This window comes from Dehalobacterium formicoaceticum (assembly GCF_002224645.1).
GTDB classification, from domain to species: domain Bacteria; phylum Bacillota; class Dehalobacteriia; order Dehalobacteriales; family Dehalobacteriaceae; genus Dehalobacterium; species Dehalobacterium formicoaceticum.
The window spans coordinates 810,185-830,072 of sequence record NZ_CP022121.1 but is presented as its reverse complement, the minus strand read 5'-3'; the positions used below and the strand labels follow the sequence as shown (position 1 = coordinate 830,072).

The window sequence follows — 19,888 nt, the reverse complement described above, 5'->3', positions numbered from 1 at the left end:
ACCATCCCCCAATCAACCTTTGCAAAGAGAAATCATGATGCTGGTACCCCCCTCAGTCGCCGGTACCGCCCAGATACGCCCCTGATGGCCTTCCACAATTTGTTTCCCGATGGCAAGGCCCAGACCGCTGCCTTTCCGGTCTGTGCGAGCCTGATCTCCACGATAAAAGCGGTCAAAGATAAAAGGCAAATCTTTTTCCCGAATCCCCGCACCGTTATCACGAAATTCTATAATCACACCGGTATTGGTCTCCCTCAGACGAACATGGATCTCCCCATAACCTTCCGGGACATACTTAGCAGCATTGTCCAGGATATTCATAACCACCCGTTTCATCTTCTCCCGATCAAGAAATATAAATTGTTCCTGATCCAGATCGTTGTGATAAAATAATTTTATTTTCTTTCTTTCCAGCTCCAGCTCATGCTCCGCCAAAACAGATTTCAAATAATCAGAAATAGTGACCCGCTCTAATTGGAAAGGAATTTGATTCAAATCCAATTTAGAAAAAAGCAGCAGATCATCGATTAATTGGTCTACCTGGTCTGCTTTCAACACTATCGTGTTTAAATATTTTTTAATTTTCTCCGGATTGTTAGCCACCCCATCTAAAATTCCTTCCACGTAACCTTTAATGGAGGTAATGGGGGTTTTTAAATCATGGGACATGCTGGTTATTAACATTTTTCGATTGTCTTCGTACCTTAATTGGTTATGGATCAATTCTTTAAGCTTGATGCGCATCATTTCCAGATCCCGGCAAAGCTCTTGAAGCTCCTGATCCCCTTCGGCCAGGATTTCTTGCTCCAAATTCCCCTTGCTGATCTCCCCGGCTGCCTGCTGCAGATGTTGAATAGGCTGCAAAATGGTCTGGGAAAGCTGTTGACTGATAAAAAAATTGGTGATGATCAAAGAGATAAGGAAAACCAGCACCATAAACGACAAAACAACATTCAAACTAAGAGCAGTATCCGGCACCGGAGCCATCAGGATCACTTGAGCCAGGGCTCCGTCCGGATAGTTCAATTGCACCGATCGGACCATATAGGAGATATTATTAATCATCACTTGGTCATTGCTGCCCAAAGGGTTTTCTGCCTGGCTCAATTTGGCCACATCAATCTGGGTAAAATCACCAGAGGAAAACAATAATTGATCGTTTTTCAGGATCACCAGTTCTCCGTCGATTCTCTCCAGTTGATCTAATAATTGCTGCTGATTGCCCTCTTCTTCAATGGTTTCCGGCCGTCCCTCCAGGAGATTTTGCTGATGATGGAAAAATTGCTGCTCAATATTGGATAATTGTTGATAGCGGTCAATTGAGAGATTAGGATCGAACAATTTTCCATAAAAAAATAGAAAGATCAAGGTCAATAAAACGGTGATCACCAAGGGAAAGGCTGCCGTCATGAAATTTGCCAGAAGCAATCGTTTCTTAAGATTCATCCGATCTCCCTTTCATTACCCTTAGAATTCCTTCCTCTCAAAGAGATATAAACCGGCCACAAAGAGCATCATCCCAAATCCTGTCATCAGAAACAAATCCCTAAGAATAACACTTACAGGAAAAGGCTGGGCCAGCCATATTTTATACCAACCCAGATGGGTCGTGATAAAAATGCTGGAATATTGGGGAAAAACCAATGCAAGAACCTGGCTGGCACCAAACAATAAGATGACCATAAAGAAAACAGAGATACCGCTTTTCATAATATGAGTCAGCAAGATAATGCCCAGAGTCAAAATCAACAGAGGCAAGAGACTGGCTAAGTAAGCAAGGAGAGATCTGCCCAGCCCGGACCAGTCCATCCCATTCCCATTAAAGAGAACGCCGATAATCGTGGAAAAAACGAAAACAATCAATAAGGTAAAAAGGATAAAAACAGCAATGGCGCATACCTTGGCTGCAAAAATTTTGAAGCGGCTCACCGGTCGAGTCAAGGTAATGCGGATGATTTGATTAGCAAATTCCCCGGAAAAGCTATCAATGGTAACGAGCGCGACAAATAAGGGCAACAGAGAATAAATCACCACAGATAAGACTAAGAGGGGAAAATCCCCCCACCGGCCCCTCTGATGCCAAAGCCGGAGCGCACGCCTAAAATCAGCAATTGACCCAGGATAATCACCAGAAAAGAGAGGATGACCGCAGCCACGGCCTTCTTTTTTTTATATAGTTTTTCCAGTTCATTGATGAAAGCCACTTTAAACACGGCCATTACTTTCCACCTCACTGACAAAGTAATTTTCCAGGCTGGCATAATTCTTTAGAATGTTCTCCGTATCATCCACATTGAGAATCTTGCCATTATATATTACCCCGATCCGGGTACAGGTCAGCTCCACATCATGAATCAAATGGCTGGAAATAAAAAAGGTAGTGCCCTCATTTTTTGCCAAATCTTTGATCAGATTGCGAATATCAATCATGCCTTCCACATCCAACCCGTTTAAAGGCTCATCTAAAATCAAAAGCTTCGGGTGGGATAAGATCGCCATGGCCAGTCCTAAGCGTTGCTTCATCCCCAGGGAAAACTTTTTCGGTTTTTCATCCTTATAACGGTAAATCCCGGTAATCTCCAAAACCTCTTCGATGCGTGTCTTATCCACCGAAGGATAAAAGCGGGCCAGCTGTTTTAAATTATCATAGGCACTGAGATAAGGGTAAGACTCCACCACCTCGATTAAACAGCCTACCTCAGCCATGGCCTTTTCATATGCTTCAACAATATCATAACCAAAGAGCTTGACCGAACCCTGATCAGGCCTGATCAGTCCCGTCATAATTTTCATCGCTGTGGTTTTGCCCGCTCCATTAGGACCTAAAAAACCGAAAATATCACCTTGATGGATCTTTAAATTCACATCCTCAATACCCCGGCCATTGGAATAGATCTTGGTCAGCTCTTTTATTTCAATTATTTTCTCCATGATCATGCCTCCCCATTACCAAAAACCTAATTCAGGCAAAGCTTGCACTCTGCCTGAATTGGTCTGATTCTTTAACATTCCACGTAAACTTTCGTCAACCAATCAATCAAAATCCGGGCGGAAGTCATAATCATCGCGCACCTTATTATTCACAGATGTCCCATGATTTAAGTATAAGGAGATACGACCGGAATGTCCGTCAAAATACATATTTCCTGACATTTTGCTGCCGTCTTCCGTGCTGGCCTCTAGGGTGGCATTGTTCGAATCTTCATTATCAAAGCTCGCTTCAAAGGTGAAGATATCAGCAGAGCTGGCGTATTCTTCAAAGCCTTCTTTCAGTTCTTCCCGGTAGTTGCCTTGGGCAGCTTTTTTATCCAGGGAGGTAATTTCCACGACTCTCTCGCCGATTTTCACGAATTTACCGTCTTGTTCCATAATGATATCATTTTTAAAAGTACCGACAAATTTTTCCGGCGTAGGTAAATGGGAGTCTTGGTTTTCATTCACCTCCTGGGTGATCACCTTTTTCCCCTTAAGATCCGGTTTCACAACCTTGGTATTATTAATATCCCTCAGCTCAAAGAGGATTTCCAGGCTGATTTCATGGGTTTCACCCTGAACATCCACTCCGGAAACGATAGCAGAGCCTAAAATACTTTCCAGAGCACCCTCTTGATTCACTTCTGCCGTTCCCCGCACCTCTTTGACATAAACATCAGAGCTTAAATCCGTGATTCCCTCCTGATTGCCGTTAAATTGCTGCTTCATTTGGAAGGATGCTAAGGCATTGATTAAAGCAGGAATCTGCGCTTCAGACAGGTTCCCTGTCATGCTTTTACTCCCATCAGCATTTTCCGTCACGATCACATGATCTCTCAAACTGCCTACCAGAGCATCCAAAATTCGCTCCATATCCTTAGCCTCTTCCTGATTAAAGGGATTATCTTCTTTATCTAAGGTCATTTGATTCTTGCGGTCCTTAAAGGTGGTGACAATATAATTATCATCAAAGGAAGATTTTCCGATACTCTGCTCTTCATCATAATAATTGTAAGTGCTGTAGGAAGAATTTGTTCTATTACTGCTATTTTGAGACTGGCTGGTTTCCTCCCGGGCTCCTTTCTTGACATCATATTTTGTTATCATGCTTTCCGACATAACCACCTTACCGTTATCCTTCATGTCCATGGACATGTTCAGGGTAAAGCTTTGGTAGTTCTCCGTGCAGTTTTGGGCTGTCATCTTGATGGCATCCTTCAGTTGATCATAGCCGCTTTTGTCCAAAATATCCGCCAAAGCGGTACCGGCAAATAAAAAGGCGCCTAAGGTAAAGGTGACAATCATGGCGGTTCTTTTTTTCTTATTCATGCTGATCACTCCTTCTTTTATTTTATGTATATTGAGAAGCTGCTTCTTACCTTCATTATAACGAAGGAGTCTTGCTTTTTCGTGAACAAAATCTAAACAAATTATAAACTCCTACTGTAGACTTCTATGAACCGGGGTTCCCCCTTACTTATTTTTGATATAGCCCATGGCACTCATCTGGGCAATTAACTCTTTATCATCATCAAAAACGTCCACGTTATAAACGCATAATTTTCTGGAGCAGGAAGCTTCACGAGCCTCAGCTGTGATAATTTTCCCCTTGGGCGGTTTGATAAAAGAGATATTATTGGTAATGCCTACGGTCATGAGTCCCTTAGCATTGGCGGCCGCTGCAAAGGCATAATCAGCCAGGGTAAAGATCGCTCCTCCCTGGACAAAATTGATGCCATTAAGATGTTTCTCAGATACCTCCATTTGAGTCAGAGCATAACCATCCCCCACCTGCAAAAGTTTAATCCCCACCAATGCGGCAAATTTATCATTTTTGATATTTTTTATGTTATTTTCATCCATGTCTATCACTCCTTTTCTTCACTATAAACAAAGAGTCTGGTTGACGTCAAGCCTGTGGCACATCAAAAAAGCCAGGGAACATTTCCCTGACTTTTTTCCCCTGACTCCGGCTGTGCAGGCACAAAGGAATCATCCTCTTAAATTAGACCTGTTGCACACCAAGCTGCTGCAGCAAACCGGAAATATCAAATTGCGCCCATAATTCTTTTGCCTTGCCATTCTCTAAACGGGTAATGATCAAGTCGATAAAGACCACCTTTTTCCCGGTAGCAGGAATACCCTGAAACTCACCCTGGTGGGTACCGCTCACTTTTACACAAAGGGCCATCAGGTCGTTTTCCGCTAATTGCACTTCCACATCATGGTGCAAATCAGGGAAAGCACTGTAAAGCATGGCTGCAAAATTCATGAAACCACTGCGATCTACCGGTTCCGGCATACCCGGCATATGCCCCACAAAATCAGGGGCACAAAGTTCCCCGATGATGTCCACCGTGTCTGATTCAATAAGGTTTTTTACAGCCATTTTCATTTTTTCATTGCTCATCATTGATTTCCTCCTCTGATCTTTTTATTTGCTTTATTTCAGCACTACAGCGAAATAATTTCCTATTGCTACACCGCTTAGCCACGGGGACAGTTCCATCGTCTCCCCTAATGGCCCGTTGCCACGCTATTAATCAATTCTCTTTTTAAACTTAATTACTGCCAAAACTAAAAAGACAACTCCAAAAGCACTTAAAATAATAAATTCCTGATAAAGGATCATAAAGGTATTGCCTTTTAACATAATACCCCGCAGTACGTTTAAAAAATAAGTTAAAGGGATCACCGTACTCACCGCATAAATAACCTCCGGCATGGCTTCCCTGGGAAACATATACCCGGAAAGTAAGATATTCGGCATAATCATAAACATAGATAATTGCATCGCCTGAAGCTGACTCTTGGAAACAGTGGAAATCAATAAACCGACCCCCAGGGCACTGATTAAAAAGATAATGGAAAAGAACAGCAGCAGCAGCACACTGCCGGAGACTGTAACACCAAACCAAAAGAGACTAAGTGCCAAGGCGACAACAATATCAATAAAACCGATAATAACATAAGGAACTAATTTGCCCACCATTAACTCCATTTTGGTGATGGGTGTAACAATCAGCTGCTCCATCGTCCCTCTTTCCCTTTCCCGGACAACGGAAAAGGAGGTCAGCATCAAAGTTACCGTTTGCAAAATAATACCGATGAGACCGGGAATATTAAAATTAGTACTGCTCATATCAGGATTATACCAAACTCTGCTTCTTAATTCCACAGGTTGGGGTAAAGGTGCCCCTAAGGTTTTTTCCATAATATCCACCGAAAGGGACTGTACGACGCCGCCGGCACTGGATAAGATGGTTTGGGCTGTTGTTGGATCACTACCGTCAACAATCAATTGAATTTGGGCTGTTTCGCCTCTTCTGATATCGTCTGAATATCCGGGGGGAATCACAATACCCGCTTTCGCGTCCCCGTAATCAATATATTTTTCCACATCATTAATACTTGTCACATACGCATCCAGATCAAAATATTGAGAGTTTGTGAATCGATCCAGCAGCTCGCGGCTTTCCTGCCCGATATCGTTGTTTAAAACCACCGTGGGGATATGATCTACACTGGTGGATACGGCATAGCCAAAAAGTAATAGCTGCATGATGGGCATCATGATAATAATGGCAATGGTCTTTTTATCTCTTTTGATTTGTGCGAATTCCTTTTTGATGATCGCCAAGGTTCTTCTCAGATTAAATTTCATCTTATCCGCTCCAGACAGACATTTTTTTCACATTTTCCACATTTCCCACATTTTCCACATTTTTTCACTTTTACCTTACCGATTCGCTCTTTTTTCATTTTCAACAAGGAAAACAAAAACATCTTCCAAGGAAGGCAGCACCTTTTCCATGTTGTAAACTTCAATATCATGCTCCTTCAAATAATCATGTAGTTGATCTAAAGAGAAACCTGGTTCGAGCAAAGCATGGATCCCCGCTCCATAGACCGCTGCATCTTTAACCTGTTCGTGTAATTTTAAAGCGTCAATAGACTTCAGCGTGTCATCGGTCAAAATTTCAATGATATCTCCCTGAATAATTTCCTCCTTCATCTTATTAGGTGTATCCAGGGATAACATATTGCCGTAATACAAGATGCCGATGGTATTGCAATGTTCCGCCTCATCCATATAGTGGGTAGTTACTAAAATAGTCACACCCTCCCGGGATAGGTTGTAAATGACATCCCAGAATTGTCTGCGGGCGATGGGATCCACACCTCCCGTAGGTTCATCCAAGAGGAGGAGCCTGGGCCGGTGAATGATGGCACAGCCCAAAGCCAGTCTTTGCTTCCAGCCGCCGGATAAATTTCCGGTGATCATTTTTTCCCTGCCCACTAAATCTGCCATGGTCAGGATTCTTTTTTTCTCCTCGGCTAATTTCTTACCGTAAATACCATAAGCGCCGCCATAAAAATTAAGATTTTCTTCCACGGTTAAGTCTTCATAAAGGCTGAATTTTTGCGACATGTAGCCGATGGCACTTCTTAGTTTTTCCTGATCAAGAGCAATATCCCAGCCCAATACCCTTCCAGTGCCCAAGGTAGGACTGATTAAACCCATGAGCATCCGGATCACCGTTGTTTTTCCGGACCCGTTAGGGCCTAAAAAACCAAAGACCTCGCCTTTTTTAACATCAAAGCTAATATTATCGACGACCAGATGTTCACCGAATTTTTTCGTCAAATTCCTGATTTCAATTGCATTTTCCGCATTTCCCATTTTTTATCCTCATTTTTGATCTTGATTCTCTTGTTCATGGCGTACCAAATTAACAAAAATATCTTCCAACGCGGGCTTAATTTTTTTTATCTCTTTTACCTTGATACCCTGCTTGACAAAATCATCAAAGATTTTATTCTGATCGTTGCGATCATCCTCCAGCACCACATGGATTTCCTCTCCCATCAAATAAGCATCTTCCACATAAGGTAATGTGGGAGCAAAAGCTTTTCCCTGATGAGGGTCATCCGCAAACACACTGAGGATGGTTTTTTGAAAACCGTTGATCATATTGGCCGGTGGATTCTGATTAATAATCTTACCCTGATTCATCAGGCCGATGACATCACATCTTTCTGCTTCATCCATATAAGGGGTACTGACAAAGATCGTCACACCCTGTGCCCGCAGATCAAAAAGAATCTTCCATAATTCTCTCCTTGCCACCGGGTCAACCCCAATGGTCGGCTCGTCAAGGAATAAGTATTCCGGTGTATGAATCAGATTGCAGGACAATGCCAGTTTCTGCTTCATGCCTCCCGAAAGTTGATCCGCCAGTTTTTTGGTGTGTTCCTTAAGGTTACTGAAAACCAGCAAATAATCAATTTTTTCTTTCATGACCTTGCGGGGCACCTCATATATTTCGGCATAGAAGACCAGGTTTTCCATCACCGTAAGATCCCCATAGAGACTGAACTTCTGGGGCATATAGCCGATGTATTTCTTGATTTCTTCGCTGTCTTTGACAATATCTAAATTTCTGATCGATCCCTTTCCCCTGTCCGGGCTGATCAGAGAGCAAAGCATGCGCATGGTGGTGGTCTTCCCGGCTCCATCCGGCCCTACTAAACCAAAAATAGTTCCCCGCTCTACGGCAAGGTTTAAATCATGCACCGCCACGATTTCGCCAAAGCTTTTGCCCAGAGAAAAGGTTTGGATGTCAAATTCCATTTCAGGTTCTCCTTTTGTCCTCTAATCAATCTTAATTTTTACATCTACCGGCATGCCCGGCTTAATAATGCCGGTGGCATCCAAAATCTCAATTTTGACGGCAAAAACCGTATTCACTCTTTCTTCCTTGGTTTGAATATTTTTCGGCGTAAATTCCGCTTCATGATTGATACTTAACACTCTTCCTTCTATCCCTTGATTTTCATGGGAATCGACAAAGAGTTTGACCTCCTGACCAACGGCAACATGACCAATATTTGCTTCCGAAACATATACTTTTATTTCCCCGCGCCGGGGATCATTAAGCTCAGCAATGGGTTTGCCCACAGCAATCAATTCACCCTGGCTAAAGGGGAAGCGGCTGACAATCCCATCTATGGGCGATTTGAGTATCGTTTTATCCATTTCTTTTTCCGCCTGGTCCATTGCTGTTTGGGCTTGTTCCAGCTGTACTTTTCCAACTTCTAATTGATCTTTCAATTGTTGAATCTGGGTATTGCTGTTGGACCTAGCCAGTTGATAACCTGCTTTAGCCTGGAGCATTCTGTTCTCTGCCGCTTGGGCACTGGCCGCAGTTGGATAGGACTTTAATAAGTCTAATTTAGCTTGGGCTGCATTATGCTGGGTCTGAGCAATATTATAATTGCTTTCCGCCTCATCAAACTGGTTTTGGGAAATTGCTTCTTCGGCTAATAATTCCTGAAATCTGTTAAGATTTTTTTTGCTGGTTTCCAAACTGATAACTGTCTGGTTTACCGCCTCCTGCGCCTGTTTGATTTCTTCGGAGCCGGCACCATCCATAACTTTTTGGTATTCTGCTTCTGCAGCCAAATAAGCATTTTTAGATTGTTGAATCATATCCCCATTTTGGACAGAGGAATTCTCGATGCTGTTCTCCAGTAAATTGACATTTTCCCCGGCTGCTTCCAAGCTGAGCTTAGCCTGTTCATAACGGTTCTCCAGGGTAGTATTACTGATGACGGCAATAATTTGTCCGGCCTTTACCGGATCCCCTTCTTTGACCTCACTTTTTATTAAGGTACCTGCCACTTCAGAGCTAAGCGCCACCCCGGTGTTTTCTGCAACGCCGGAAGCTTCAATAAAGGTTCCTTCCCCTGTTGTGATCAGGGATGAACCGCTTCTTTGACCGGCGTTATAAACAAAAATCCCCACCAACAGCAGAATAATTAGGACCGGAATCAGCACCATTGGTCCCTTAGATCGGATAAACTTTAAAATATTCCCCATATTTCCCTCCCTGGAAGCAATTATCATTGATTTTGCTTCTTGCCTTTGTCTTCTCTATATCATACTAAATTTTATCAGCTTTTACATTATACTTTAAAAAGAAATGCAAAAGAGTTACCAAGGTAACTCTTTTGCATTGATTTCAACAAATATTCAGCTTTATGTCAAAACCGCTTTCATATCCTCTTTGGTGAAAACTCCTTATTTGTCAAAACCATTGCGTCCCCCCATTGGTAGTGATACAATAAGTTGAATTTTACCTGCTTCATATTTTCTCCGCCTTTTTTTACCACAGTCAGGTTGATTAAGTATTTAAGCATTAGTAGTTCTAAAGATCATATTTTTAAATATATTGATGGGGGAGTTGATACAAGATCATGCTTTTTTTGGAATTACTGAAAGCCGTATTTTTAGGAGTGGTGGAAGGCATAACAGAATGGCTTCCCATCAGCAGCACAGGACATATGATTTTGGTCGAGGAATTTATTCAATTAAACGCCTCAGCGGCATTTAAAGAAATGTTCTTTGTGGTCATTCAGCTAGGCGCGATTATGGCGGTAGTCCTTCTCTTTTTTCATAAACTGAATCCTTTTTCACCCCGGAAATCCCGACAGGAAAAAAAGGACACCATGGCCATTTGGTATAAGGTGATTGTTGGCGTAATTCCCGCCGCCGTTATCGGCTTTTTAGCTGATGATTGGTTAAACGATCATTTGTATAACTACCAAACTGTAGCCATGATGTTGATTCTTTATGGGATCCTGTTTATTGTAATTGAAAATCGCAATCAGGGCCGCCTGCCCAAGGTCAATAGTTTCACAGATTTATCCTATAAAACCGCCTTCTTAATCGGGATGTTCCAGGTATTATCCCTGATTCCTGGCACCTCCCGCTCAGGCGCCACCATTTTAGGCGGGATCATATTGGGTTCCTCCCGGTTTATTGCTGCCGAATATTCTTTCTTCCTGTCAATTCCCGTTATGTTCGGCGCCAGTGCCTTAAAGCTGGTAAAGTTCGGTTTTAGCTTTACGGGAATGGAAATCGCCATTCTGATCACTGGTATGATCGTGGCCTTTTTCGTTTCTATCCTGGCGATTCGCTTCTTGCTGGGCTATATTAAAAACAACGACTTTAAAGCCTTCGGTTGGTATCGAATCATATTGGGGCTGGTGGTGATTGGCTACTTCATATTGCGCGGATAGTTTCCTCAAACCGGTTCTTTTGCCAAATCCATAAATTTTGTATATTCCTTGATAAAGGCCAGCTCTGCCGTACCCACAGGCCCGTTTCTATGCTTGGCCACAATAATTTCCGCAATCCCCCTCTGCTCCGTATCCGGATCATAATATTCGGGACGATGGATAAAAATCACGATATCAGCATCCTGCTCCAAGGCTCCGGATTCCCTCAGGTGACTTAAGTTCGGTCTTTTATCTGCGCTCTGCTCAACGGCACGAGACAATTGTGACAGAGCCATCACCGGCACATCCAGTTCCCTGGCCAGAGCTTTTAAAGAACGGGATATTTCCGAAATTTCCTGTTGGCGATTTTCTGAACGACGATTACCTTGCATCAACTGGATATAGTCAATGACGATGAGATCCAATCCCTTTTCCGCCTTTAGCCTTCTGGCTTTGGCCCGCATTTCCATGACGGTTATCCCGGGGGTATCATCCAAATAAATTTTTGCCTCTGCCAAAGGTGCCAAAGCCACAGAAAGGCGCCCCCATTCTTCTTCATTCACATAACCCGTTCTGACCTTGGATTGATCTACCCGAGCCTCGCCGCAAAGCATTCTTTGGGCTAATTGCCCTTTGGACATTTCTAGGCTAAAGATGGCTACGGTCTTATCGTGTTTAACCCCCAGATTCTGAGCAATATTCAAGCAGAAAGAAGTTTTCCCCATCGCCGGCCGTGCTGCCACGATCACTAAATCGCTCTTCTGCAATCCGGAAAGATAATAGTCTAAATTGCGGAAAGTGGGCAGCCCCGTCACCCCGTCTTGGGCTTTGGTACGGCCAATCTGTTCAAATGCCTCTACCACCACATCCCGCATCGCCACAAAGCCGTCCCTGGTTTTTCTCTGAGTCACGGAAAAAATCATTTTTTCGGCTTCATCAATAAGTTCCGCCGCTTCCAAATCTTGCTCGTATCCATGCTGGGCAATTTTCGTAGAAACGCTGATCAGGGAACGAAGCAAAGCCTTTTCCGCAACAATTTTTGCATAGTAGGTTGCATTGGCCGCCGTCGGCACAGCATTGGCCAGAGCGGCTACATAAGACAGCCCCCCGACCTTTTCCAAGTCACCCCGCCTGCGCAATTCTTCCACTAAAGTGACCAGATCTACCGGTTCATTGCGTTCATTTAAAGTTAAAAAGCAATCAAAAATAATGCGATGGGCATCCTTATAAAAGTCACTGGTACGGACATGCTCTACCACATGAAAGATGGCATCTCCATCCAACATTAAGGCGCCCAGCAAAGCTTGTTCCGCATCTACATTTTGCGGGGGAATCCGCTCTAAAGGCATACTCACGATTTAATCCCTCCACAAATATTTCAAGGCTTCCTCCACAGTTGCAGCTGTAACAACCTCAATCCCTTTTAACCCGCTGGGAATGTCTTTTTCATTATCTTTAGGAATCACAACCAAGGCCATACCGGCCTGCTTGGCGCCATAAATTTTTTCAATAATACCTCCTACCGGCTTCACCTTACCCTGAATGGATAATTCCCCGGTGACGGCTACATCCTGACGCACAGCTTTTTGATGCACCCCGCTGTAAATAGATGTAAAAATAGCTACCCCAGCAGAAGGGCCATCAATATTACCTCCCCCGATCACGTTGACGTGGATATCAAAATCATTAAGATTCTGACCAGTGATCTTACGAAAAACAGAGGAGGCATTAAAAACAGAATCTTTGGCCATGCTGCCTGCTGTTTCATTAAAGCGGATCTGTCCTTTTCCTTTTTGAGACGCCGGATATGCGACTGCTTCTATTTCAAGGACAGAACCGACGAATCCGGCAACGCCCAAACCAAATACCCTGCCCACCTCTCCTTGAGGAGTTGCTTTCTCCGTCACATATGGGACCAATCGGCTGGTCTGCACGACCTCATAGACATCTTCTTTGGTAATATAGACAGTTGCTTCTCCTTGTCCGGATAATTCCTGACGATAAAGGGCGAGCCCATATGCATCGGCTAAGATATTATTGGCCTTTCGGCCTTCAATGGTATATTCGGCGATAATATCCGCTACCAGGGGATCATATTCAATTTCCAGTTTATGAGCCGCATTCACCACAATTTCTCTGATATCCTGAGGTGTCAGAGGCATAAAGAACACTTCACCGCACCGGGAACGCAGGGCGGGATTCAAATCCCCCGGACTTCTCGTGGTGGCACCGATCAGGACGAAATCTGCCGGTGCCCCCTGATCAAAAAGCTGTTTTATATATTGGGGCACACTTTCATCATGGGGATCATAATAAGAGGACTCAAAATGCACCCTTTTATCCTCCAACACCTTAAGCAGCTTATTCAACAACATGGGATCCATTTCCCCAATTTCGTCAATAAAAAGTACGCCGCCGTGGGCTTCAGAAACTAAACCAAGCTTCGGTTCAGGTATGCCTGTTTCGGCCAGGTCTCTTTTTGCCCCCTGATAAATAGGGTCATGTACCGAACCCAACAGGGGATTGGTAACGTCCCGGGGATCCCAGCGCAGGGTATTTCCATCCACTTCTACAAACTTGGCCTCAGGAGCAAAGGAAGTAGTTTTCAGCTTTTGCGCCGCTTCCAAAGCCAGGCGGGCCGCAGTTGTTTTACCAACCCCTGGGGGCCCATATAAAATCACATGCTGAGGAAAAGGGCAGGCAACTTTGGCCATCAAAGCCTTCAGGGCTTTTTCCTGTCCCACAATCTCCCCCAGCTCCTTGGGCCGTAAAACCTCCATGGCTGAGCGGGCTAGCTTAACATGCTCCATTTTTTCCAAAATCGCTAACTTTTTTAATGACTGGGCATTTTCTACATTGCTATTCTCTTTTACAATCTGCATTTTAATTTCTTTTAAATATTCCTCATGGCGTTCCTGCATACGATCAGAAATCATTTTTTCCAATCTTTCCTCTACGGAACGGCGCGCAACATAGTCGGCCAATTCTGATTCGATTTCTTCAATCAGGTCAGGGATTTCCTCTCTCTGAGGGACAACATCCAGAGTCGGATCCTTAAAAACTATTTTTTGCAGTCCCAGCACTCTTTCTTCTAAATCCTTGGAGTTCATTAAAGGGATCGCCTCTAATTTGGTGGCCTGAATCACCATGCGATCCGATCCAAAAAGATCACTGACCAGCGCGTATAAAGCAGCCACCTGATGTTCCAGGTCTTCTCTTTGTAACTCTCCATCTATTTGTTGCTTCTGACTGATGAACTTATCTAAGAATCCCATTTAATACCCCTTCCCGTCTTTCTCCAAGTATGTCAACAAAAAATTTGGGATTATTGGGCCATGACATTGATTTTGATCACAACCTGCACCTCAGGATGGAGCTTAATCACAGCCTCGTAGGAACCGGCACTTTTAATGGGCTCTTTGATTTCCATCTTGCGCCGATCAATGGCCACTTTATGTTGTGCCTGTACCTGTTCGGAAATTTCCTTATTGGTTACAGCACCGAATAATCTACCGCCTTCACCTGCTTTGGCAGTAATATTAACTACAGCACCCTGTAATTTTTTGGCAATATTTTGTGCTTCCTCCAGTTCCTTTTGCTTTTTTGCCACGGTACGAGCATTTTCATGAGCCAGATTAGCAAGGTTGGTGTTGGACGCTTCCAGACCTAATCCTTTGGGCAAAAGAAAATTTCGGCCGTAGCCTTCCGCCACCTGTACGATATCTCCTTTTTTACCTAAAGATTTCACATCTTGAGTTAAAATGATTTTCACAATGATCACACTCCTCTATCAATTAACCTGCTTAAAGCAGGTTTTTATTGTCCTGATGATTCAACTTGATTTTCCTCCATATAGGCTTCTAATAAAACCATCAGCTTTTCTTCTGCTTCCGGGAGGCCGGTATCTTTTAACTGGGCTCCTGCTCCGGTCAAATGACCCCCGCCTCCTAACCCTTCCAATAATACCTGAACATTGATTTCTCCATTGGAACGTGCGCTGATATTGACTCCTTCCGGGACCTTATAAAGCACAAAAGATGCTTTCATATCTTCAATACTTAATAGTGAATCGGCCGCTTCCGCAGCGATAATCGTACTATGAGGCACCTCCTGCTCCAGGAAACCAAGCACAATATTTTCAAACACGATCTTCGCGTTCTGCACCACCCGGGATCGTTCTACCACCACGTCAAAATCATCTTGCAAGAGCTTTCGTACCACTTTAGACCCTGCACCCATACGGCGTAAAAAGCCGGCTGCTTCAAAAGTCCTGACACCTGTTTGGAAAATGAAATATTTGGAGTCTACCATAATCCCTCCCAACATTGCCGATGCTGCCAAGGGATCTAAAGTGACTTCTTCCCCTAAGTATTGGATGATTTCCGTGACCAGTTCACTGGTGGATGATGCATATGGCTCTACATAGATTAATTGAGCTTCGCTGATAAACTCTTCTCCCCGCCGATGGTGATCGATTATAGCAATTCTTCCTACTTGGGAAATAAGCCCCTCTTCTACCAGGAGAGAAGGCTTATTGGTATCACAAATCACCAAAAGAGTTTCTGAATTTGCCCGGGCCAAAGCTTCCTCACCGGTAACCAAGCGCTCCCCATATAATGGATCTTCCTTTATCATCACCCATAACTTGTCTAATGTACCTGTGGAGTTATCCAGAACAAGCTGCACAGGTTTACCAAAATCCATAGCCACCTTAGCGATACCCAAAGACGCTCCGGCACTATCTAAATCCGTACTTTCATGACCCATAACGATGACATTGGATGCTTGTTGAATATAAAAGCGCAAGGTGTTTGCTACCACCCGGGCTCGAACCTTCGTCTTTTTTTCCGTAACGTTGCTTTTCCCACCGTAAAACAAAACCTTATCTGTCCATTTAACCACGGCTTGATCTCCGCCCCGTCCCAAAGCCAACTCCAAGCCCTGATTCGCCAAGCGGGATATATCAATGATCGGTTCTTCACCTACCCCCACCCCCATACTCAGAGTCACAGGGATGGTATTACCCAATTTAATCTCCCGGATGCGATCCATAATATCAAAACGGTTTTTTTGGCATTCCCTTAATGATTCCTGGCTCATAACGACCAAGTAACGTCCTTCCCCGTACTTTTTCAAAAATCCTTCCAATTTCAAAGCCCATTCCGTCAAGATTTTATCGACGGTACTTTGCAAAACCAGTCTTTCTTCTTCTTCTATTTCCTGAAGGGTTTCCGCTAAATTATCAACTTGCATTAGAACAAGCACAGGTTTATCTTCCTGCCGATGCTGACAAAGACTTAGTTTTTCAGTAATATCCTCAAATTTGAGCACGAAACCCTGGGGCTGATCTATTTGTTTGCTGTCTACCTTTAAAACTGTCCCTTTAAAAGACAGCTGCATTGACTTCTTACTGTTTAATAAGTTATGGATATTTATCGGGAGACCCGGTAAGAGCTCCGCTAGATTTCCTTTGACTTCATCTCGTTTCAATAACTGGTGCAAGCCCTTGTTAGACCAAAGTATTTCTCCTTTAGGATCTACAATAGCTACGCCTAAGGACACATCCTCCACAATGTCGGCAAAGATCCGGCACAGATAATCAGGATACCCATCATCTATTGCCATCGATGCTGCCGAATTTTTGGGGGCGCCACCCTTCATTTTTTGCAGATGCCACCAGATTACTAATACGCCTAAGCCCAGCGCTAAACCAAGCACTAAGCCCAGCCAAAAATATGGACTGTCCAATCAGATTAGCTCCTTTCACCTGAAAATTATTCGCCGGTTTTTTTCTCCCGAAAAAAACGCCGATAGTCGAATAACGGATCAAAAAGCCCTACCATAATCAAGGCCATGAAAAATATGGCACTGAAGAGAAAGGCGGACATCACAACTAAAACCCGCATAAAACCGGTCAAAATATTATTCTTCCATAAAAATACTAATAAGGAAACTCCTGATACCAGTAAGATGGGATAATAGATATAGAGAATATTTTGTCCAATCAAGATAAAAATGTCTTGCTCCAGGAAACGTCCGGAAAGAAACAGGGTAAGGCCTAAAATAACACCCCAAACGATCTGCCAGGGCAGATGCCAATCACGAAACATAGGCATCTCGGGCACGGTGTATCTTAATCTTTTGAGGAATTCTCTCGCCACCAGATAATTAATAAAGGCCGTACCCATCGAAGCCGCAATAAAAATCCCCGGTAATAAGGTCTCCATCAGATGAAAAAATTGTTCCTTGTACTGTTCCGCAGTAACGCCCTTGGGCAGGATATTTTCCATTATACCCATAGATTCATAAACCTTAAAGCCTTCATTTATTGCCATTTTCATATCCGTGATCATTTGGGTTAGGGGCAAATTAGCCACAAAAGCAGAAAGGGCTATGGTTGCTGCCGTGGAGACAGCAGCTGTCAAAGTACCAAAGAGCAGTGCCTTCAAAGGAGAAAGTTTATTTTTAAAACAATAACCGTAAATCAAGGCCATCCCGCCCATATTCACCAGAAAAAGAATGCTTTGCACCGGACCGGCCAGCATGGCAATCAACAAACCGGTGACCACCAAGCCCATGATGCCCACTTTCATGTTGTGGCGCATAATTAAAAGTATAATCGGAATTGTCCATACTAAACCGGTAATCATTCCTAAAACCGGAATATAAATTCCGATGATACCTAGCAATGATGCCAAAGCAGCCATTAATGCTCCTTCCGTTAATGCTTGGACAGACGTTATATTTTTCCTGTCTTGATTACTCACCCTTTATTTTCCTCCCAATACCGGTGTAGATTGGTTTCCTCTTAAAGTGATTTCTGCACAACTCTGGTTTTTTCCTGCACCAGGGACATATGCATATAAATAAAGAGGAGCTCAAGCTCCTCTTTTTTCTTTCTTATTCAGTCGCATATGGCAATAAGGCAATATTTCTTGCTCTTTTAATGGCCAGAGTCAAGCCTCTCTGGTGTTTGGCACAATTTCCTGAAATACGCCTGGGGAGAATTTTACCCCGTTCGGTAACATATTTCTTTAACTTGCCCACATCTTTATAATCAATAGACTGAACTTTGTCGACACAGAAACTGCAGACCCTTTTTCGGCCCCGGCGTCCCCGGTTGCCTCTTCCGCCTCGGCCGCCGCGTTCGCCCCGCTCGCCCCGTTCGCTATCATAAGCCATGTTTTTTCACTCCTTATCCTTACCTAAATCCTAACTTAAAATGGCAAATCATCATCAGAATGTTCCATTTCCGCACCAATAAAGTCCGTTGGTCCTGATCCCCCGGAATCCTTGGGGCTAAGAAAACGAACAGTCTCCGCAACTACTTCTGTCATCCACCGTCTTTGGCCGTCCTTATCGTCATAACTTCTGATCTGCAAGCGTCCGTCTACTGCCGCCAATTTACCCTTAGAAAGATAATTGGCCACATTTTCTGCCTGCTTCTGCCAGACAACGATGTTAATAAAATCTGTTTCTCTTTCCCCTTGGGCATTTTTTCTCATGCGGTCCACAGCCAAGGTAAAAGTGGCTACAGCGACACCATTGGGTGTATAACGTAATTCTGGGTCTTTCGTTAATCTCCCTATCAAAACGATCCGGTTAAGCACGGAAAATCACCACCTGTATTTTTACTCTTCCTCTTTGACGACCAAATAACGGATGACATCATCGGAAATCTTAAAGTTACGTTCTAATTCAGCCGGGACTTCTGCTTGTCCATTGAACTTCATCAGGACATAAAAGCCTTCGTGTAACTTTTTGACTTCGTAAGCCAGTCTGCGTTTTCCCCAAAGGTCCACTTTACCCAGCTCACCACCGTTATTCTGGATCAGCGTTGAATACTTTTCCATAGTTGCCTTAACCTTTTCTTCGTCAAAATCAGGTCTGATAATATACATAGCTTCGTATGCACGCATGATCTTCACCTCCTCCCTCTGGACTAACGGCCCCGGCGCAGTGCGCTCAGGGGCAGGGACACTACCGATATAGTGACACTAGGGTATTATAGCATAAATTAGTAAGGGTGACAAATTATTTTTCCGGGGTGTGTATTTTAATCAGATTGCGTTAGGTCTGGATAAAAGTACGAGACCATTGCATCATATTGATCCTGTGATGATAGGCAGGTACCCATAAGAAATCCCTTCTCTGATTTATATTCCTTCAGTCCGCGGTAGTAAAAAAGCTTATGTTCATGGTCTATGATGAAAGGGAGGATATCATTTTTTAGGCATTCCTTAAACATAATAATTCGCCCTACTCGGCCATTGCCGTCTTGAAAAGGATGGATGCTTTCGAACCTGTAATGAAAGTCCACAATATCCTCAACTTTTATGTCTTTTTTTTGATGGTAATTGGCAAGTAATTTTTGAATTTCTAAACCGACCTTTGATGGAGCAGTTGTTTTCGTATCACCTGCTACGTTTGGTCTGGTTTTGTAGTCCCCGACCCGAAACCATTCTTTGCGTTCGTCGGAAGTATTTCTTTTAAGCAATCGGTGGAATTCCTTAATCATATCCTCCGTCAGTTCCTCATCCGCATAGGTAAGCATATAATCAAAGCAGGAAAAATGATTAATTGTTTCAATAATATCGTCAACATTTGCTGTTTCATTCGGTTCCATATTAAGGGTATTTGTCTCATAAATGTACCGAGTCTGATCCTCAGACAGAAGACTGCCTTCGATCCGGTTTGAATTGTAAGCGAGCTTGATCTGAGTCTGATGGTACAGACCTCCCTTTAGTTTCATCTCTTTTTCTTCACGCAATCGCTCCAGCAATCCCTGTTTCATGAGTATCACCCTCTTTCTTTATAGTGTCACGAATTATATTATACCGTATCTTGCTTA

19 protein-coding genes and 1 pseudogene are annotated in these 19,888 nt (G+C 43.5%); 1 reads left to right on the top strand and 19 read right to left on the bottom strand.

Annotated elements, in window-relative coordinates; genetic code table 11:
- Window positions 1-12 precede the first annotated feature (12 nt).
- The 10 genes and pseudogenes from CEQ75_RS04090 to CEQ75_RS04045 all read right to left on the bottom strand — a co-directional run bounded on the left by CEQ75_RS04090 (window position 13) and on the right by CEQ75_RS04045 (window position 9,856).
- Window positions 13-1,446, bottom strand: coding sequence for a sensor histidine kinase (locus CEQ75_RS04090; protein WP_089609197.1), 1,434 nt, complete (start codon window positions 1,444-1,446; stop codon window positions 13-15).
- 21 nt (window positions 1,447-1,467) lie between these two features.
- Window positions 1,468-2,219, bottom strand: a pseudogene (locus tag CEQ75_RS04085) (ABC transporter permease).
- Complete coding sequence (locus CEQ75_RS04080) at window positions 2,206-2,931, bottom strand: ABC transporter ATP-binding protein (RefSeq protein ID WP_089609196.1); 726 nt, start codon at window positions 2,929-2,931, stop codon at window positions 2,206-2,208. The pseudogene CEQ75_RS04085 and the gene CEQ75_RS04080 overlap by 14 nt, the downstream one beginning before the upstream one ends.
- Window positions 2,932-3,033: 102 nt before the next feature.
- Complete coding sequence (locus CEQ75_RS04075; RefSeq protein WP_089609195.1) at window positions 3,034-4,302, bottom strand: hypothetical protein; 1,269 nt, start codon at window positions 4,300-4,302, stop codon at window positions 3,034-3,036.
- A 144-nt stretch (window positions 4,303-4,446) separates the two neighbouring features.
- Window positions 4,447-4,836 carry a PaaI family thioesterase gene (locus CEQ75_RS04070; protein WP_089609194.1) on the bottom strand — a complete coding sequence of 130 codons (390 nt, stop codon included), beginning with the start codon at window positions 4,834-4,836 and terminating at the stop codon, window positions 4,447-4,449.
- Between the two features lie 142 nt (window positions 4,837-4,978).
- Entirely contained in the window at window positions 4,979-5,386 is a 408-nt protein-coding gene (locus tag CEQ75_RS04065; RefSeq protein WP_089609193.1) for an ester cyclase, read from the bottom strand.
- Window positions 5,387-5,512: 126 nt separating this feature from the next.
- Window positions 5,513-6,637, bottom strand: coding sequence for an ABC transporter permease (locus CEQ75_RS04060; RefSeq protein ID WP_089609192.1), 1,125 nt, complete (start codon window positions 6,635-6,637; stop codon window positions 5,513-5,515).
- A gap of 75 nt (window positions 6,638-6,712) precedes the next feature.
- On the bottom strand, window positions 6,713-7,657 hold the full coding sequence (locus CEQ75_RS04055) for an ABC transporter ATP-binding protein (protein ID WP_089609191.1): 945 nt from the start codon (window positions 7,655-7,657) through the stop codon (window positions 6,713-6,715).
- 9 nt (window positions 7,658-7,666) lie between these two features.
- Window positions 7,667-8,608 (bottom strand): ABC transporter ATP-binding protein, encoded by a 942-nt coding sequence (locus CEQ75_RS04050; protein ID WP_089609190.1) that lies wholly within the window; start codon window positions 8,606-8,608, stop codon window positions 7,667-7,669.
- A gap of 21 nt (window positions 8,609-8,629) precedes the next feature.
- Window positions 8,630-9,856, bottom strand: a complete 1,227-nt coding sequence (locus CEQ75_RS04045; protein WP_198306627.1) for an HlyD family secretion protein — start codon at window positions 9,854-9,856, stop codon at window positions 8,630-8,632.
- A gap of 377 nt (window positions 9,857-10,233) precedes the next feature.
- Here CEQ75_RS04045 and CEQ75_RS04040 point away from each other — a divergent pair, with 377 nt between their 5' ends.
- Complete coding sequence (locus tag CEQ75_RS04040) at window positions 10,234-11,058, top strand: undecaprenyl-diphosphate phosphatase (RefSeq protein ID WP_089609188.1); 825 nt, start codon at window positions 10,234-10,236, stop codon at window positions 11,056-11,058.
- Between the two features lie 5 nt (window positions 11,059-11,063).
- On the opposite strand, the gene dnaB is transcribed toward CEQ75_RS04040, so the two are convergent.
- The 9 genes from dnaB to CEQ75_RS03995 all read right to left on the bottom strand — a co-directional run bounded on the left by dnaB (window position 11,064) and on the right by CEQ75_RS03995 (window position 19,831).
- A complete protein-coding gene (gene dnaB / locus CEQ75_RS04035; RefSeq protein WP_198306691.1) occupies window positions 11,064-12,386 on the bottom strand; it encodes a replicative DNA helicase in 1,323 nt (440 codons plus the stop codon).
- A 9-nt stretch (window positions 12,387-12,395) separates the two neighbouring features.
- Window positions 12,396-14,312: a Lon family ATP-dependent protease gene (gene lonC / locus CEQ75_RS04030; RefSeq protein ID WP_089609186.1), complete on the bottom strand. Its 1,917-nt coding sequence runs from the start codon at window positions 14,310-14,312 to the stop codon at window positions 12,396-12,398.
- Between the two features lie 50 nt (window positions 14,313-14,362).
- Window positions 14,363-14,809 carry a 50S ribosomal protein L9 gene (rplI, locus tag CEQ75_RS04025; RefSeq protein WP_089609185.1) on the bottom strand — a complete coding sequence of 149 codons (447 nt, stop codon included), beginning with the start codon at window positions 14,807-14,809 and terminating at the stop codon, window positions 14,363-14,365.
- Between the two features lie 44 nt (window positions 14,810-14,853).
- Entirely contained in the window at window positions 14,854-16,785 is a 1,932-nt protein-coding gene (locus tag CEQ75_RS04020) for a DHH family phosphoesterase (RefSeq protein ID WP_089609184.1), read from the bottom strand.
- A gap of 26 nt (window positions 16,786-16,811) precedes the next feature.
- On the bottom strand, window positions 16,812-17,804 hold the full coding sequence (locus CEQ75_RS04015) for a YybS family protein (RefSeq protein WP_089609183.1): 993 nt from the start codon (window positions 17,802-17,804) through the stop codon (window positions 16,812-16,814).
- Window positions 17,805-17,937: 133 nt separating this feature from the next.
- On the bottom strand, window positions 17,938-18,219 hold the full coding sequence (gene rpsR, locus CEQ75_RS04010; protein ID WP_089609182.1) for a 30S ribosomal protein S18: 282 nt from the start codon (window positions 18,217-18,219) through the stop codon (window positions 17,938-17,940).
- 35 nt (window positions 18,220-18,254) lie between these two features.
- Complete coding sequence (locus CEQ75_RS04005) at window positions 18,255-18,647, bottom strand: single-stranded DNA-binding protein (protein WP_089609181.1); 393 nt, start codon at window positions 18,645-18,647, stop codon at window positions 18,255-18,257.
- A gap of 21 nt (window positions 18,648-18,668) precedes the next feature.
- Entirely contained in the window at window positions 18,669-18,956 is a 288-nt protein-coding gene (rpsF, locus tag CEQ75_RS04000; protein ID WP_089609180.1) for a 30S ribosomal protein S6, read from the bottom strand.
- A 137-nt stretch (window positions 18,957-19,093) separates the two neighbouring features.
- Complete coding sequence (locus CEQ75_RS03995) at window positions 19,094-19,831, bottom strand: Fic family protein (RefSeq protein WP_089609179.1); 738 nt, start codon at window positions 19,829-19,831, stop codon at window positions 19,094-19,096.
- Between the last annotated feature and the right edge of the window lie 57 nt (window positions 19,832-19,888).

Bases quoted from the DNA above. Each gene is read 5' to 3' on its own strand.
- CEQ75_RS04090 (WP_089609197.1), bottom strand. From the start codon at position 1,446: ATGAATCTTAAGAAACGATTGCTTCTGGCAAATTTCATGACGGCAGCC.
- CEQ75_RS04080 (WP_089609196.1), bottom strand. From the start codon at position 2,931: ATGGAGAAAATAATTGAAATAAAAGAGCTGACCAAGATCTATTCCAAT.
- CEQ75_RS04075 (WP_089609195.1), bottom strand. From the start codon at position 4,302: ATGAATAAGAAAAAAAGAACCGCCATGATTGTCACCTTTACCTTAGGC.
- CEQ75_RS04070 (WP_089609194.1), bottom strand. From the start codon at position 4,836: ATGGATGAAAATAACATAAAAAATATCAAAAATGATAAATTTGCCGCA.
- CEQ75_RS04065 (WP_089609193.1), bottom strand. From the start codon at position 5,386: ATGATGAGCAATGAAAAAATGAAAATGGCTGTAAAAAACCTTATTGAA.
- CEQ75_RS04060 (WP_089609192.1), bottom strand. From the start codon at position 6,637: ATGAAATTTAATCTGAGAAGAACCTTGGCGATCATCAAAAAGGAATTC.
- CEQ75_RS04055 (WP_089609191.1), bottom strand. From the start codon at position 7,657: ATGGGAAATGCGGAAAATGCAATTGAAATCAGGAATTTGACGAAAAAA.
- CEQ75_RS04050 (WP_089609190.1), bottom strand. From the start codon at position 8,608: ATGGAATTTGACATCCAAACCTTTTCTCTGGGCAAAAGCTTTGGCGAA.
- CEQ75_RS04045 (WP_198306627.1), bottom strand. From the start codon at position 9,856: ATGGGGAATATTTTAAAGTTTATCCGATCTAAGGGACCAATGGTGCTG.
- CEQ75_RS04040 (WP_089609188.1), top strand. From the start codon at position 10,234: ATGCTTTTTTTGGAATTACTGAAAGCCGTATTTTTAGGAGTGGTGGAA.
- dnaB (WP_198306691.1), bottom strand. From the start codon at position 12,386: ATGCCTTTAGAGCGGATTCCCCCGCAAAATGTAGATGCGGAACAAGCT.
- lonC (WP_089609186.1), bottom strand. From the start codon at position 14,312: ATGGGATTCTTAGATAAGTTCATCAGTCAGAAGCAACAAATAGATGGA.
- rpsR (WP_089609182.1), bottom strand. From the start codon at position 18,219: ATGGCTTATGATAGCGAACGGGGCGAGCGGGGCGAACGCGGCGGCCGA.
- rpsF (WP_089609180.1), bottom strand. From the start codon at position 18,956: ATGCGTGCATACGAAGCTATGTATATTATCAGACCTGATTTTGACGAA.
- CEQ75_RS03995 (WP_089609179.1), bottom strand. From the start codon at position 19,831: ATGAAACAGGGATTGCTGGAGCGATTGCGTGAAGAAAAAGAGATGAAA.